The sequence below is a fragment of the Bacillus sp. cl96 genome, from assembly GCF_900100505.1.
Taxonomy (GTDB): domain Bacteria; phylum Bacillota; class Bacilli; order Bacillales; family Bacillaceae_G; genus Bacillus_A; species Bacillus_A cereus.
In genome coordinates, this window is record NZ_FNDM01000003.1 from 379761 (window position 1) to 394187 (window position 14427).

The following is a 14427-nucleotide window of genomic DNA, read 5'->3' on the forward strand; positions in this document are numbered from 1 at the left end:
TCTTATTTAATATAATATGGAAGGAAACCTATTGTTAGAAGGTTTCCTCTTAAAAGTTTTAAACCACATAGGGTATGTGGATGGATTAGTATGTAAAGTAGTCTGAATGATAAAGAGTGGTATTAAAAAGTACAAAATCTAAAATGAGCATCGAATTAGTGTATAACGATTGAAACGGCACTGAAAACTAATAAAACAGCCATAATGATGTTAAATAATTGATTATGTTTTAATAAAAGTTTTTGGAACATGGAACCAAAAAGGCTCCAACTAAATGTACTCAGTAAACCGACTATACCTAGAAATAATGAGAGAAGTAGAAAACTTGAATATGAATTGTAGTAAGGGAGTATAAAAGTAGAGACTACTGTGAGTCCGAATAATATTCCTTTAGGGTTAATAAATTGAAGGAAAATACCCACTGTAAATAAGTTTTTATTATTTTTTTCATTGTGACCGGCACCGCCTTTACTAGTAATTATTTTAAAGGCTAAATATAGCATATACGCGACACCTAAAATTTTTAAAGGAAATTCAATTATAGGGATAATATTAATTAATACAATATTAAAGAAACTGCATAAAGAAGTGAGGATGAAAAAACCGAATGCTACTCCAAAGCAAAAGTTTATGCTTCTCTTTAATCCATGTTGATTTGCGTATGTCATAGCTAAGAAATTGTTGGGACCAGGTGTGAAGCTACTTATAAATACAAATAACAAAAAAGAAAATATAGGCATTTCAAAACCCCCTATTTTTTGTGTGTTATAATGACCGAAAAGAACAATATAACGTGTGCTTTTTATTATACATAACGGTCGTTATATTGTATACAGTGTAGGAGTGTTTTTTATGGAAGAAATTCAACTTATTCTGGCAAAAAATTTAAAATTAATACGTGAAAAAGAAAAATTAAGTTTAGAAAAGGTCTCTCAATTAACAGGTGTAAGTAAAACAATGATTGGACAGATAGAAAGAGGAGATTCAAGCCCGACACTAACAACAATATGGAAAATTGCTAATGGTTTGAAAGTATCATTTACCTCTTTAATTAATAATCCACAGCCTGATACAAAAGTAGTTTTACGAAATGATGTTCAAGTATTGTCTGAAGACAATGGGAGATATAAGGTGTATCCCTCATTTCCTTTCCAAGATAATAGGAATTTTGAAATCTATATGGTTGAAATTGATACAGAAGGGAAATTAAGTTCAGAAGCGCATAAAGAAGGAACAGAAGAGTTTATAACGGTATTTGAAGGGAAATTGACAATTGACATAAACGATTGTCAATATACTTTAAATAATGGAGACTCAATTCGCTTTAAGGCGGATAGACCGCATACTTATACTAATTCAGGAAGAACATTAACGCGGTTAAGTATGACTATTTATTATCCAGCTTTATAAGCTGGCAATAATATAAAGAGTAAAAGTGTATTGTTAAAACCATCTATAAGAGATGGTTTTATTTTTTGAATATAAAAAAAGACACTCAATAGAGTGTCAATATAGTATTGCTCTCGCGTATAGGATTGGAGATGTTCCTCAAATACATATTGAGATGGTCTGTAAAGAAGAAACAATCTTCATCTTTAATGTAACACCGACATGGGGGAAGTGTAAATTGATAATATATATACGGAAAATTTAGTATAGATGTTTTCTACTATGGATATAGTACAATTTATTTTTATTACGTCATCACTCTCGTAATATTTACCAATTGAGTATTTAGATTGTTTATTATAAAAAGAATGAATCATTTTTTAATCAATTCGTATAATTGTAAGAGAGGCACCTGTTGATCCACCTCCAACTAAATTCACGACAGATAATATACCAAATAATTGTAGTGAAATTGTATTACCAGCATTTAAATTAGTAATTAAATTATTACTATAATTTGAAGTTGATAAAGCGGGAGAAAAAATAGAGCCAGGAATTGGCGTAGAAGCGTTTAATAGTAGTCTAGTTCCAGCAAGTAGAGCGGTTGTCGTATTAACTTGATAGGTTAAATGATATCTTCCAGTTACAGGAATTGTAAATACGTCATTTGAAGCGTTAACTGTAAAATTACCAAGACTTTGGTTATTTGAAAGTGGAATGTTTGTTCCTCCTAATATGACTGAAACAGGACCACCTGATGTATTATTAGCGAACATAGAGTTTGTTGTAACGATAGACCCAGTACTTCCGGTAGGCCCAGTACTTCCGGTAGGCCCAGTACTTCCGGTAGGCCCAGTACTTCCGGTAGATCCAGTACTCCCGGTAAGCCCAGTACTTCCAGTAGGCCCCGTAGGTCCAGTAAGCCTGTAAGGGAAAATAATGTCAAGGGCCATTGACATTATTTCTTTTTTTCTAATTTCATTATTATCTTGAATATAAATCACCTCATCTTTTTAAATAAGAATGTAATAGATTTAGTACTTTTTAAATAGAATGATTAATTTATTATATTAATTAAAGCGGTTATAGCAACGGTAAAATGTTTAATATATGTAATAATTCTTTGGGAAGAAAAAAGAGAATAGTTATAAAGTTATTCTTTAATGATAGGGTCATAATGATGTGTATGAATTAAAAAACATGTGGAATGAGGTATTAAATTGAAACGCAATGACAATTTATCATTGAATAAGGGGATGATAGGCCCAGAAAATATTGGACCTACATTTCCGATTCTTCCACCAATTTATATTCCAACCGGAGCAACAGGCCCGACTGGAATAACGGGGCCGACCGGAGAAACGGGGCCGACCGGAATAACAGGCCCAACCGGAGTAACAGGCCCAACCGGAATAACGGGCCCGACCGGAGCAACAGGTCCAACTGGAGAAACGGGCCCGACTGGAATAACGGGACCAACCGGAGCAACAGGCCCAACCGGAATAGCGGGCCCGACCGGAGCAACAGGTCCAACTGGAGAAACGGGACCAACCGGAGAAACGGGGCCGACCGGAGTAACAGGCCCGACTGGAATAACAGGCCCAACCGGAGCAACAGGCCCGACTGGAATAACGGGCCCGACCGGAGCAACAGGTCCAACTGGAGAAACGGGACCAGCCGGAGAAACGGGGCCGACCGGAGTAACAGGCCCGACTGGAATAACAGGCCCAACCGGAGCAACAGGCCCGACTGGAATAACGGGCCCGACCGGAGCAACAGGTCCAACTGGAGAAACGGGCCCGACTGGAATAACGGGACCAACCGGAGCAACAGGTCCTACCGGGGGGATTGGCCCTATAACAACCACCAATGTGTTATATTACACTTTTGCGGATGGAGAGAAGCTTATATATACAGATGCTGACGGGATACCCCAATATGGTACAACGAATATTTTGTCTCCTAGTGAAGTTTCTTATATTAATTTGTTTGTTAATGGAATACTGCAGCCACAACCATTATATGAAGTGAGTACTGGTAAATTAACTTTATTGGATACGCAACCACCATCGCAAGGATCTTCAATTATATTACAATTTATTATTATTAATTAAAAGGACAGATCCTTAATGAAAAGGAATCTGTCCTTTTTGTTTTATATTTAAATAGTTAAAATTAAGTGAAGGTACATTCAATTTCTAGCTGTCATAAATGGTTGAATGATAGGAATTTTAACTTCAATTCTTTTCATAGTGTATTGGAATAAAATATAAAATGAATTTTTCAATATAGTATATGAGAGTTCTCTATAATACAAAGGGCTTCATGTTTAAAAAGAGAACACAATCTTAGTAAAGAAATAATGTATATTTATATGAAAAAATGGCACTGTTAATTGTTGAGTATATTCAAATTAATATGTGTATTTAAACCTAAGAGATAAACGTGGAAAAATAAAATAAACCCGTAAGTTTAGGTATTTAATCTAAGCAGTCAATTATTAAAAACATATAATTAATATGTGAGTCATGAACATAATTAAATAACGTTTTTAAGTTTAATTATATTTCATGTTTCCTATTTTAAGTCAATATATAACACATACTCTTTTACAACTTTATGATCCTTATAATAGGAAAAACTCAAATATAAAACAAGTAAGGAGGACATAAATGACAAGTAATAATTGTTTCGGTCATAACCACTGCAATAATCCGATTGTTTTCACTCCAGATTGTTGTAATAATCCACAAACAGTTCCGATTACTAGTGAGCAATTAGGTAGATTAATTACTTTACTAAACTCTTTAATTTCGGCTATTGCAGCGTTTTTTGCAAATCCAAGTGATGCAAACAGATTAGCTTTACTCAATTTGTTTACTCAACTATTGAACTTACTAAATGAATTAGCACCTTCTCCAGAAGGGAATTTCTTAAAACAATTAATTCAAAGTATTATTAATTTACTACAATCTCCTAACCCAAATCTAAGTCAATTACTTTCTTTATTACAACAATTCTACAGTGCTCTTGCACCATTCTTCTTCTCTTTAATTATTGACCCTGCAAGTTTACAACTTTTATTAAACTTATTAACTCAATTAATTGGTGCTACTCCAGGAGGCGGAGCAACAGGTCCAACAGGTCCAACAGGTCCAGGAGGTGGAGCGACAGGTCCAACAGGTCCAACAGGTCCAGGAGGCGGAGCGACAGGTCCAACAGGAGCAACAGGAGCAACAGGAGCGACAGGTCCAACAGGCCCAACAGGAGCGACAGGTCCAGCAGGTACTGGTGGAGCAACAGGTTTAACAGGAGCAACAGGCCCAACGGGAGCAACAGGTTTAACAGGAGCAACAGGTTTAACAGGAGCAACAGGCTTAACAGGAGCGACAGGTCCAACAGGAGCAACAGGCCCAACGGGAGCAACAGGTTTAACAGGGGCAACAGGCTTAACAGGAGCAACGGGTGCAACTGGTGGCGGAGCTATTATTCCGTTTGCTTCAGGTACAACACCAGCAGCGTTAGTTAATGCGTTAGTAGCTAATACAGGAACTCTTCTTGGATTTGGATTTAGTCAGCCTGGTATAGCATTAACGGGTGGAACAAGTATCACATTAGCATTAGGTGTAGGTGATTATGCATTTGTAGCACCACGAGCAGGGGTTATTACGTCATTAGCAGGTTTCTTTAGTGCAACAGCTGCATTAGCTCCATTATCACCTGTTCAAGTACAAATACAAATATTAACTGCACCTGCAGCAAGCAATACGTTTACAGTACAAGGCGCACCTCTTTTATTAACACCAGCATTTGCCGCAATAGCGATTGGTTCTACAGCATCAGGAATCATACCTGAAGCTATTCCAGTAGCGGCTGGGGATAAAATACTGTTATATGTTTCATTAACAGCAGCAAGTCCAATAGCTGCAGTTGCTGGATTTGTAAGTGCAGGTATTAATATCGTTTAATTTGTTACATTTAGTAGGAAATTAAACAGGGGTTTGTATATAGTCCTTCCTAATAAATTTAGGAAGGACTATATTTTTTTGAGAAATAAGTAATAAATCCATTGAACAATTACTCTTTGTTAAGTTCGTATAAAAAAGTATAATTTACCCTTTCTCATTTAAGGCATAAGTTATGTAACTTTAAAAATTTCCGATCAGCAAAAAAAGATGAATTCTTTTAAAAAAGAATTCATCCATAAAATAAACTATTTATTTTTATTACAGTTACATCCTTTTTTCTTTACATAGCCTTGCTCGGCTAAGTCTCTTTGCGATTGGGAATTGGAAGATTGAGAATTGGAAGATTGAGAGGATGCTGAAGAGCTACTATTTTTATTATAAGAGTAGTTTTTTCGATAGTTATAATTACTCATAGTACTATCACCTCCAATTTAATATATAAATATTATATGTATGTACACTATCAATTGTTACTATTATTAATAGGAAGAGAACATACAATAAAAAAATCTCCTCGGTATTTTCCTAGGAGATAAATGATGATTCTTTTAAAAATTTACAAATTAATAGCCCCAGTAAAGAGGAAAGTAATAAGAATCTTGGGGATACGGATTATGTTGTTGAGGGAGGGGCTGGGTTGGGTAATTTTTCATTCCACGGTTTTGATTGCAGTTTGCCGGAGGGCCAATAACAGTAGTTGATTGAATAGGAGAAACCGCTTGTTTCCATTGTTGTTCATTGAGGCAGTAAGTATGGGCCATCATATGAGCCGGAGTTAATCTTAAAATATCAGAACCGAAAATAACTTCTGGCGCTGGGGCATTGAAAATAGCTAATAAATGAGTATTATCAGCTGTAGCAATTTCATAATGCCACCACGCTTGTGGAATGTTGGCAACTTGCCCCGGTTTTATCGGTAAGTTTAATATTTGATTCGTAAATGGATTAAGTAAAGAAACAACAGCAGACCCTGAAATACAATAAACAAGTTCAGCTGCATTTTGATGAATATGTGGTTCTACAACATTTCCTGTACTTAAATAAATATCTAATAAAGAAGTATTTTCTAAAGTATTTAATTGTTTAATACCAAGTACATTTATATAATTTTGGGCATCTTTCCGAAAAAAATTACTTTTATTTACATCATAAGTAAAATTGGTTGAGGGGGAGGTATAGTCGATGTTGGCAGTCAATTGTATTACCCGCCTTTCTATAGGTAAGTTAGGTTACAAAATTAGGATATGTGTCTAGTCTTTGTTTTGTGCTGTTATCGGTAGCTTAATAAATTCACTTATTCCATAAAGAATAAGGTGTTAAGACCAAACTATATTCGTATTCCCATTCATACTTTGGATTGATGGAAAAAAGTAATGAAAATGTTAATTTAAAATTACATCAATCATTTATAAGGAGTGAATGTTCATGTCATTTAGTGAAATGATTAGAAATGAAGTACTCAGCTGGGCGGGTGTTTCTGAAAAACCGCATCGATTTGGTGGTATTGAAATAAATTATGGCAAGAAAGAACTTGGCCATCTTCATGGTGATAAATTAGCTGATTTACCATTTCCGAAGTTAAAGCGAGATGAATTAGTGAAGCAAGGCTTGGTAAAACCACATCACGTATTACCTGAATCAGGATGGATCAGTTATTATTTAAAGAGTGAAGAGGATATTCCATTTGCAATTGAGTTATTTCGTATGCAATATGACCGAATTAAAAAGTAATGAAATATAGTAGGGTAATAAAAATTTATTTTTATGTCACATCCCTCCTTAATCGTTCGTCTTGTATGTAGAACGATTAAGGAGGGATTTTATTATGAAGAAATTTGATGTAGCAATTGTTGGCGGTGGGCTTGCTGGATTAACAGCATCTATATATTTAGCGAAAGTTGGAAGGAAAGTGATTGTATTAGAAAAGTCCAGTCAATTCGGTGGCCGAGGGATGACTACAAATAAAAATGGAATCTGCATGAATCTTGGTGCACATGCTTTATATAGAGGCGGGGCAGCGTTTATAACTTTTAATGAGCTCGGTATGACTCTTCCAGGTGGAATACCATCTACAAAAGCACATGGAATATGGAAAGGGGATATATTCACCATCCCAACAGATTTTCGCTCAATTTTATCAACACCACTACTTTCTTGGTCTGCAAAAGTACAATTCTCACGTCTTATGATTCGTTTAGGAAATTTAGATGTAGGAGAAGTTCCGAAAATGAGTCTAACTACATGGGCAGAAAATGAAATAAAAGATCCAATGATTCGCAATATATTTTATGCGCTATGCCGGACAACAACATATACGTTTGCTCCTACAATACAATTAGCATCATCTGTACTAAAGCAAATACAGCTTTCTATAAAAGAAGGAGTGCTTTATGTAGATGGTGGTTGGGAGACGATAATAACAAAATTAAGAGCTATAGCAAATGATATCGGGGTGCAGTTTTTGGCTAAAAAGCATGTTGTGGAAATTGAGCATTCCGAAGGTAAACAAAGAATACATTGTGTTGATGATGAGGTTTTTGAAGTAGGTACAGTCATCGTGACGACTCCGCCGAAAGAGGCTTGTAAAATAATAAAAGGTGCAGAAGGAACAAGTTTGCATAAATGGAGTGAACAATCGGTACCGGTTACTGTTGGTGCATTAGATATTGGCTTGAGACAATTACCCAATCCTACACATCAATTTGTATTAGGATTAGATCAACCTATATTTTTCACAAATCAATCGAGAGCAGCTAAATTAAGTGAAGACGGATCAATTGCAGTGAGTCTAATTAAGTACCATAATCCTGTGCTAGAGATGAATCATATTCATGAAGATAAAGAACAGTTGGAAAGTACGATGGAGTTGTTACACTCAAATTGGAAAAGAGAAGTTGTTGCACAGCAATATTTACCGAAAATAACAGTAGTACATGATTTTCCTCATATTGACCGTGTTGAAAAGCCGGGTCCTAATATACCTGAAATGCCAGGTGTTTATGTTGCAGGAGATTGGGCAGGGCATGATGAAATATTAGCTGATGCTGCGGTAGCAAGCGGGAAACGTGCAGCGTTACACATTTTAAAGCAATATGAAAGTGAGGCAGTTCATCATGGAAACGGAGCAGTTATATGAAGCGTATCAACCATTATTATTTTCGTTATCATACAGAATCCTTGGGAGTGTTATGGATGCTGAGGATATCGTTCAGGATGTATTTATCTCGCTAAATAATATAGAAGATCCACAATCTATAGAAAATATGAAAGCATATTTATGTAAGATGGCGACAAATCGTTCAATTGATAAATTACGATCGGCAGCGCATAAACGTAACGTGTATGTAGGGATGTGGTTACCAGAGCCACTTGTAGAAGATAGTGATGAGCCATCAAAGTCATTTATAATGAAAGAATCCCTTTCCACCGCATATTTATTACTTTTACAACAACTATCTGAGGTAGAAAGGATTGTTTTCATATTAAGAGAGGTTTTCAGTTATGAATACGAAGAAATAGCTTCAATTGTTGATAAGAGTAGTGTGAACTGCAGGAAGATCTTTCAACGTGCACGAAAAAGCATGTTGGAGAAACCGAAGCAATCAAAATTAAGCACGGAGAAAATGGCTTCTTATGTTGAAAAGTTTGTAGCATCATTACAGTGTGGGGATACGGAAGGTATGTTGGAAGTATTAAAAGCAGATGCTATACTCAAAGCTGATGGTGGCGGTAAAGTTACGACTGCGATCAATCCAATTTATTCTGCAGATCGAATTATACGTTTGTTCTTTGGGATTGCACAACGATTGACAGAGGAGTACACTGTTGATTTCAAAATGGTAAATGGTATACCAGGAGTTATAGTTACAATAAATAATAAAGTAACATATGTTCTTTCGTTTGCATTTGAGGATGAGAAGATTTCAAATATTTATATGATGGTTAATCCTGAAAAACTTATGCATTTGAATGTAAAAATATAAAAAAGCGCATTTCTTCAGAAATGCGTTTTTTATTATTTTTCTAACATTTCAAGAGGTACATCTTTTTCGCCAGCTACCTCAAATTTAATTTCCCCGTCTTCTTCATAAATACGTGTAATAATCGGTATAGTAATCATTAATTTTTTATGCTGCTTTCGTTTTCGAGCAGCATCTAAGCTAATCACGTTCATTTGTAAGCATCCTTTCTTCTGGAAATATATAAACAAAGAAAATGCGTCCGAAAAGGGCGCTTAATTGAATTTGAAATACCGATTCATTTAAATGGGGTTTATATAATTTAATAACTGCAATTTTTATATGAAATAATATGAATGGAATAATTGCACGTAGAAATTAACTTTACCAAAAAACGAAACAATATGCTATAAAAAATTATAAATCTTTGTCATATAACGGGAAAAAGGATTTCGTTTCGCATATAATAAAAGTAGACGGGCAGCAAGAGCTTTTTCATCATATTGCTTGGAAAGGCGATGAAAAGAATGGATACGTTAGATTCATTATTACTTCAACTTGAACAATATGGAGAAGAGCATGATCGAAATAAAAAAACAAGGGAAGAAAAATTACGGAATGTTTCTCGTGAGATGGGGCAATTTTTATCAATTTTAGTAAAAGGGTGTAATGCAAAAAATATCTTAGAAATTGGAACTTCTAATGGTTATTCTACATTGTGGTTGGCTAATGCGGTAGAAGAAACAAATGGAAATGTAACAACTGTAGAGCTTTCTTCAGAACGAGTTGGAGAGGCACTTGTCAATTTTGAAAAGGCAAACCTTTTACAAAGGATTGATGTTCACAATCAAGAAGCAGGGGCATTTTTAGATTCCCAATTAGATCATTCATTTGATTTTATTTTCCTAGATTCAGAGCGCACGCAATACATGTGGTGGTTTGAGCATATAAAACGTATGTTACAGCCAAAAGGTTTTCTTGTTGTTGATAATGCAACTTCTCATGCAAGTGAATTAGATGAGTTTATAAAAATGATTGAAGAAGATGATACGTTTGAAACAGTGTTATTAGCGTTTCAAAAGGGAGCATTTGTAGCTCGCAAAAATAAATAGAAGTGAGTGTAATAGAATTATCACATTGAAAACGGGTGAATGTCAAAAGATTGAGTGTAGCACGATTAAAAGAACGTAAATTATTTAGGAAATATATGAAGAATCCGCCTTCAGCATGTAGTTCTCTAGGTCTTAAGTCTGAGGAAAATTATGTTGATTACAGGTATACTTATAGTAAGAAACAGGGAATGACTGCATAAACAGACATTTCTAAAAAAATCGATTTCAAGCAATCAGAATGTGTATGAAATACGATATAATTGATGAAATATAGTGCATATAAATTCGCACATATAAATAAAGGAGCGATTTTGTTGACTGAACTCGAGAAAAAAGAACCTGTATCCATTGTGAAAGATAATAATGTAGAAGTAGTGGTTGATACAGTTATAAAAGATGAAGAACTTGATGAATTAAATAAAGAAGCCGATCTTTATGTACAAAAGTTAAATAGCGAGCAAAATACAGATTTATCGAAAGTATTGTCGCAGCTAGGAGATTTGGGGGATAAAGAACAACAAGCAGCAGGACAAACGTTATCAGCATTAAAACGTCCTGTCACAGCGATGATGAATGGAAAGAATGAAGAAATTCCAAATACATTGTTAGAATTACGCAAAGTAGTATCAGAGCTTGATCCGAATTCATTAAAAGCAAGTGGTATGAAGAAAATTATGTTTAAAGTATTTAAGAAAAATCCACTTGAAACATACGTGCATAAATATCAATCTATAGATAAGCAAATTGAGGAAATTATTAGATCCCTTCTAATTGGTCGTGATAACTTACAAGAGGATACAGTTGGTCTTGAAATGTTAAAAGAACAATCGCACGATAAAATTCATGCTCTTGATAAACAAGTATACTTAGGGAAAAAGCTTGCTGGCATGCTTGAAGCTGAGAAACAAAACCCAGAGCGTCAAAGGGATATTCCGTTAATTAACGATGCATTAGAAAAGATACTTGTACGTACACGTAATATGCAGCAAGCGAAAAGTGTATTATTACAATCTATAGCTTCTGTAGACATCATTAAGAAAAATAATGAAAAATTAACAGAGGCAATACGTAATGCAATTACGATGACGCAAAACGTTGTAACAGTTTCAGCTGCTATTCAGCTTGCATTAACGAATCAACGTAAAACAATTGATGCGGTAAATGCAACGAATGAAGCAATTGAATCGATGGTATTAAGTAATTCTCAAGCGTTAAAACAAAATACAGAAGAAACGACGAAATTGCTTGAAAACCCTGCTATTAGCATGGATAAATTACGTGAATCATTCCAAAATGTGTTCGCTGCAATTGAAGCATCTGAAAAATCGTCAGAACGTATTATTGAGTCAAGCAAGAAGTTCGTTATTGAACTAGACACATTTAATGATGAGATGAAGCAGAAACTCATTCAGCGTCCAAGGAAATAACGGATTATTAGAGGAGGTGAACAAATGAGTTTCATTCAAACAGTACTATTACTACTCGGTACATTGCTTTTAATAGCATTTACTGTCGTTGTTTTAGTCGTATACTTCGGGCGGAAACTGTATTTTTCATGGACGAAGCCATATAAAAGAGCGCAAGATTCTTTAGATAAGATATCAAACAAATCAATAACGTTTCTACAAGAATTTACACAACATCCACTGTTTTATCGCTGGATTCGCACCGAAGGAAAGAAAGAACAAAATACATTAAATACTCTATTTTGTGCATCAGGTCAACGTACGAGAGAGCAAGTCTTCTCGATGTTACCGAAAGAAAAGCAGAAAAAAGTGCATGTAATGGCAAAAACTACGAAAAAGCTTACAAATGAAGATATTGATGTGGCTGCGATGAAAGTGAAAGATTTCTTAAGACAAGAAGCGCAGCAAACGGTAAAACCGACAGACTTATCATTTTACAAATTGTATTTTTATGACCGTTATCCAGACGCATTAAATACAATTCAAGCGTATAAACGCTCAATAAATCCTTCATTACAAAGAACGGTTGATGATATTACAATTTCAGTATTAAATGCACTTCCGTACTATCAAGAGCAACGCATGTTTGAACAACAACATAAACTTGAAACATTCTTAATGAAAGATTTAACGGCCATGTTATCGTTGGTAGTACAATTACCACCTTCACAAAGACCAGAGAAGGAAGAAGAACTGAAGATCTACTTGGAAAATTTCAAAAAAGAAATGGAAGTAGTAGAGCGAGATATTCGCGACTCGATTGATCACGATTTAAATGTGAAGATGAGGGCAGCGACTGAGAAGTTTAAGAATAAATAACAAAAAGCGCCTTAAAAGCTAAGTATCACGGCTTTAAGGCGCTTTTTTTATGAGGTTTTATTTTGCTCTAACGGTAGTATGACTAGAAGCCACACTTTCATTATGCAATCGATCAACTGCAGTTACGACATACGTATACGTTTCTCCGGAAATAGCGGTTTTATCTACATAAATTTCTCCAAGTTTTGTTTTTCTTACAGTAGTAAGTAAATTTTTGGGATTTTGTATATCCACTTCATTTTTCCCGTTCACGCGGTAAATAGCGTAATAAGCAGAATCATTATCTCTATTGTCAATGATACCGATTGCAATACCTTCATCTCTTGGAATGGCGCCTTTTAAAGTCGGTTGTTTTGGTGGATCATGATCAAGCCAAGGCATAGGCGGGATTAATGCAGGATGTTTATATATGTTTTTTGAAAGTCTATCTTTAACTCCGAGTGGATTGTTATTAATATCTTTTAAGCTAAAATGCATACTACCTTTTATATCAGGATATAGCCGGTTTAATGCAATTTGTTTTGGATATTCTTCTGGATCAGACCAAGCAGGGACGGAGTTATTATTAATTTTATAGGCCGCTTGACCGATGTATAGGTGAAGCGGTTTGTTATTTGTTTCTTTAACCCACCAATCTACTAATATGTCATATGCAGCTGGGGTGAAACCTATATTCCAATATATTTGCGGTGTAATGTAGTCAATATATCCTTTTTGTATCCACTCACGTGTGTCAGCATAAAGGTCATCATAGTTTCTTTGGCCTGCGGTTGTGTTAGAGCCAGTAGGATCGTCAGCTATATTTCGCCATACGCCGAACGGACTAATGCCAAACTTTACATATGATTTTTCTTGTTTTATAGCAGTATTTAAATCTTTTACAAGTTCATTTACATTATTACGTCGCCAATCTTCTATATTTGTAAATCTACCATTATTATATGTTTCGTACGTTTTCTGATCTGGAAATTCTTCACCGGCTACTTTATATGGGTAAAAATAATCATCCATATGCAGTGCATCAATATCGTAATTTTGTACGATTTCTAAAGCGCCTTCTGTTATAAATTTTTTCACTTCCGGAATACCGGGATTGTAATATAACTTTCCGCCATAAGGGACAACCCAATCGGGATGTTGCCTTGCAGGGTGATTATTTGATAATCGATTTATATCGGTGTGATTCATCGTTATTCGGTATGGGTTAATCCAAGCGTGGAATTCTATATTTCTTTTATGAGTTTCTTCAATCATAAATGCGAGCGGGTCATAACCAGGATCTTTTCCTTGTGTTCCTGTAATGTATTCAGACCAAGGACCGTAATTTGAAGGATAGAAAGCATCAGCGGTTGGTTTAATTTGTACAACAACTGCATTCATACCAGTGCTTTTTACATCGTCTAATAATCTTATAAATTCTTGCTTCTGTTTTTCAATAGGTAAGCCAGTTTTTGAGGGCCAATCAATATTCAGAACTGATGCGATCCATACAGCACGTAATTCATGTTTTTTGTACGTAGTATTTACTTCAGCATAAGTAGAGTGAGGGGGAATGAAAGAGAAAGGGATGAACAAGATAACGATACAACATATCATTAATAAACGTTTAACGATCATTTATACGCCTCCCTATCATATGATTATTTAAAATAATATCTGAGGCGAGGTTGACCTTGCAATAGAGAAAATTGCATATTGAAACATTAATTTAATA

The 14427-nt window shown here is 35.0% G+C and carries 14 protein-coding genes; 9 read left to right on the top strand and 5 right to left on the bottom strand.

Going from position 1 to position 14427, the window contains the following annotated elements:
- Window positions 1-155: 155 nt before the first annotated feature.
- A complete protein-coding gene (locus BLT20_RS09615) occupies window positions 156-740 on the bottom strand; it encodes a LysE family transporter (RefSeq protein WP_001121274.1) in 585 nt (194 codons plus the stop codon).
- A 55-nt stretch (window positions 741-795) separates the two neighbouring features.
- Here BLT20_RS09615 and BLT20_RS09620 point away from each other — a divergent pair, with 55 nt between their 5' ends.
- Window positions 796-1410 carry a helix-turn-helix domain-containing protein gene (locus BLT20_RS09620; RefSeq protein ID WP_141096619.1) on the top strand — a complete coding sequence of 205 codons (615 nt, stop codon included), beginning with the start codon at window positions 796-798 and terminating at the stop codon, window positions 1408-1410.
- Between the two features lie 359 nt (window positions 1411-1769).
- On the opposite strand, the gene BLT20_RS09625 is transcribed toward BLT20_RS09620, so the two are convergent.
- Window positions 1770-2393 (bottom strand): BclA C-terminal domain-containing protein, encoded by a 624-nt coding sequence (locus BLT20_RS09625; RefSeq protein ID WP_025690058.1) that lies wholly within the window; start codon window positions 2391-2393, stop codon window positions 1770-1772.
- A 216-nt stretch (window positions 2394-2609) separates the two neighbouring features.
- Between BLT20_RS09625 and BLT20_RS09630 the strand changes: the two genes are divergently transcribed.
- Both BLT20_RS09630 and BLT20_RS09635 read left to right on the top strand, forming a co-directional pair.
- A complete protein-coding gene (locus BLT20_RS09630) occupies window positions 2610-3503 on the top strand; it encodes a DUF4183 domain-containing protein (RefSeq protein ID WP_090869539.1) in 894 nt (297 codons plus the stop codon).
- Between the two features lie 558 nt (window positions 3504-4061).
- Entirely contained in the window at window positions 4062-5357 is a 1296-nt protein-coding gene (locus BLT20_RS09635) for an exosporium glycoprotein BclB-related protein (RefSeq protein ID WP_000203318.1), read from the top strand.
- A gap of 563 nt (window positions 5358-5920) precedes the next feature.
- On the opposite strand, the gene BLT20_RS09640 is transcribed toward BLT20_RS09635, so the two are convergent.
- The gene (locus BLT20_RS09640; RefSeq protein ID WP_000126322.1) at window positions 5921-6553 is read right to left on the bottom strand and encodes a cupin domain-containing protein; all 633 of its coding nucleotides are present in this window, start codon (window positions 6551-6553) and stop codon (window positions 5921-5923) included.
- Window positions 6554-6782: 229 nt separating this feature from the next.
- On the opposite strand from BLT20_RS09640, the gene BLT20_RS09645 reads away from it, so the two are divergent.
- The 3 genes from BLT20_RS09645 (at window position 6783) to BLT20_RS09655 (ending at window position 9340) form a co-directional block, all read left to right on the top strand.
- Window positions 6783-7088, top strand: a complete 306-nt coding sequence (locus BLT20_RS09645) for a luciferase domain-containing protein (protein ID WP_000010319.1) — start codon at window positions 6783-6785, stop codon at window positions 7086-7088.
- Between the two features lie 94 nt (window positions 7089-7182).
- Entirely contained in the window at window positions 7183-8493 is a 1311-nt protein-coding gene (locus BLT20_RS09650) for a phytoene desaturase family protein (protein ID WP_000713009.1), read from the top strand.
- Window positions 8471-9340 (top strand): sigma-70 family RNA polymerase sigma factor, encoded by an 870-nt coding sequence (locus tag BLT20_RS09655; protein ID WP_000447159.1) that lies wholly within the window; start codon window positions 8471-8473, stop codon window positions 9338-9340. The genes BLT20_RS09650 and BLT20_RS09655 overlap by 23 nt, the downstream gene beginning before the upstream one ends.
- 32 nt (window positions 9341-9372) lie before the next feature.
- On the opposite strand, the gene BLT20_RS30530 is transcribed toward BLT20_RS09655, so the two are convergent.
- Window positions 9373-9531 (bottom strand): hypothetical protein, encoded by a 159-nt coding sequence (locus BLT20_RS30530; RefSeq protein ID WP_001100984.1) that lies wholly within the window; start codon window positions 9529-9531, stop codon window positions 9373-9375.
- Between the two features lie 303 nt (window positions 9532-9834).
- Between BLT20_RS30530 and BLT20_RS09670 the strand changes: the two genes are divergently transcribed.
- The 3 genes from BLT20_RS09670 to BLT20_RS09680 all read left to right on the top strand — a co-directional run bounded on the left by BLT20_RS09670 (window position 9835) and on the right by BLT20_RS09680 (window position 12713).
- Window positions 9835-10428, top strand: coding sequence for an O-methyltransferase (locus tag BLT20_RS09670; RefSeq protein ID WP_033684640.1), 594 nt, complete (start codon window positions 9835-9837; stop codon window positions 10426-10428).
- Between the two features lie 314 nt (window positions 10429-10742).
- Window positions 10743-11855, top strand: a complete 1113-nt coding sequence (locus tag BLT20_RS09675; RefSeq protein ID WP_000137402.1) for a toxic anion resistance protein — start codon at window positions 10743-10745, stop codon at window positions 11853-11855.
- Window positions 11856-11879: 24 nt separating this feature from the next.
- Complete coding sequence (locus tag BLT20_RS09680) at window positions 11880-12713, top strand: DUF3974 domain-containing protein (RefSeq protein ID WP_000008374.1); 834 nt, start codon at window positions 11880-11882, stop codon at window positions 12711-12713.
- 57 nt (window positions 12714-12770) lie between these two features.
- On the opposite strand, the gene BLT20_RS09685 is transcribed toward BLT20_RS09680, so the two are convergent.
- A complete protein-coding gene (locus tag BLT20_RS09685) occupies window positions 12771-14330 on the bottom strand; it encodes a glycoside hydrolase family 10-like protein (protein ID WP_000636016.1) in 1560 nt (519 codons plus the stop codon).
- Window positions 14331-14427: the final 97 nt, after the last annotated feature.

What these genes read in the sequence shown, in the direction of transcription:
- BLT20_RS09615 (WP_001121274.1), bottom strand. Translation starts at nt 740, where the DNA reads ATGCCTATATTTTCTTTTTTGTTATTTGTATTTATAAGTAGCTTCACA.
- BLT20_RS09635 (WP_000203318.1), top strand. Translation starts at nt 4,062, where the DNA reads ATGACAAGTAATAATTGTTTCGGTCATAACCACTGCAATAATCCGATT.
- BLT20_RS30530 (WP_001100984.1), bottom strand. Translation starts at nt 9,531, where the DNA reads ATGAACGTGATTAGCTTAGATGCTGCTCGAAAACGAAAGCAGCATAAA.
- BLT20_RS09655 (WP_000447159.1), top strand. Translation starts at nt 8,471, where the DNA reads ATGGAAACGGAGCAGTTATATGAAGCGTATCAACCATTATTATTTTCG.
- BLT20_RS09650 (WP_000713009.1), top strand. Translation starts at nt 7,183, where the DNA reads ATGAAGAAATTTGATGTAGCAATTGTTGGCGGTGGGCTTGCTGGATTA.
- BLT20_RS09685 (WP_000636016.1), bottom strand. Translation starts at nt 14,330, where the DNA reads ATGATCGTTAAACGTTTATTAATGATATGTTGTATCGTTATCTTGTTC.
- BLT20_RS09680 (WP_000008374.1), top strand. Translation starts at nt 11,880, where the DNA reads ATGAGTTTCATTCAAACAGTACTATTACTACTCGGTACATTGCTTTTA.
- BLT20_RS09645 (WP_000010319.1), top strand. Translation starts at nt 6,783, where the DNA reads ATGTCATTTAGTGAAATGATTAGAAATGAAGTACTCAGCTGGGCGGGT.
- BLT20_RS09670 (WP_033684640.1), top strand. Translation starts at nt 9,835, where the DNA reads ATGAAAAGAATGGATACGTTAGATTCATTATTACTTCAACTTGAACAA.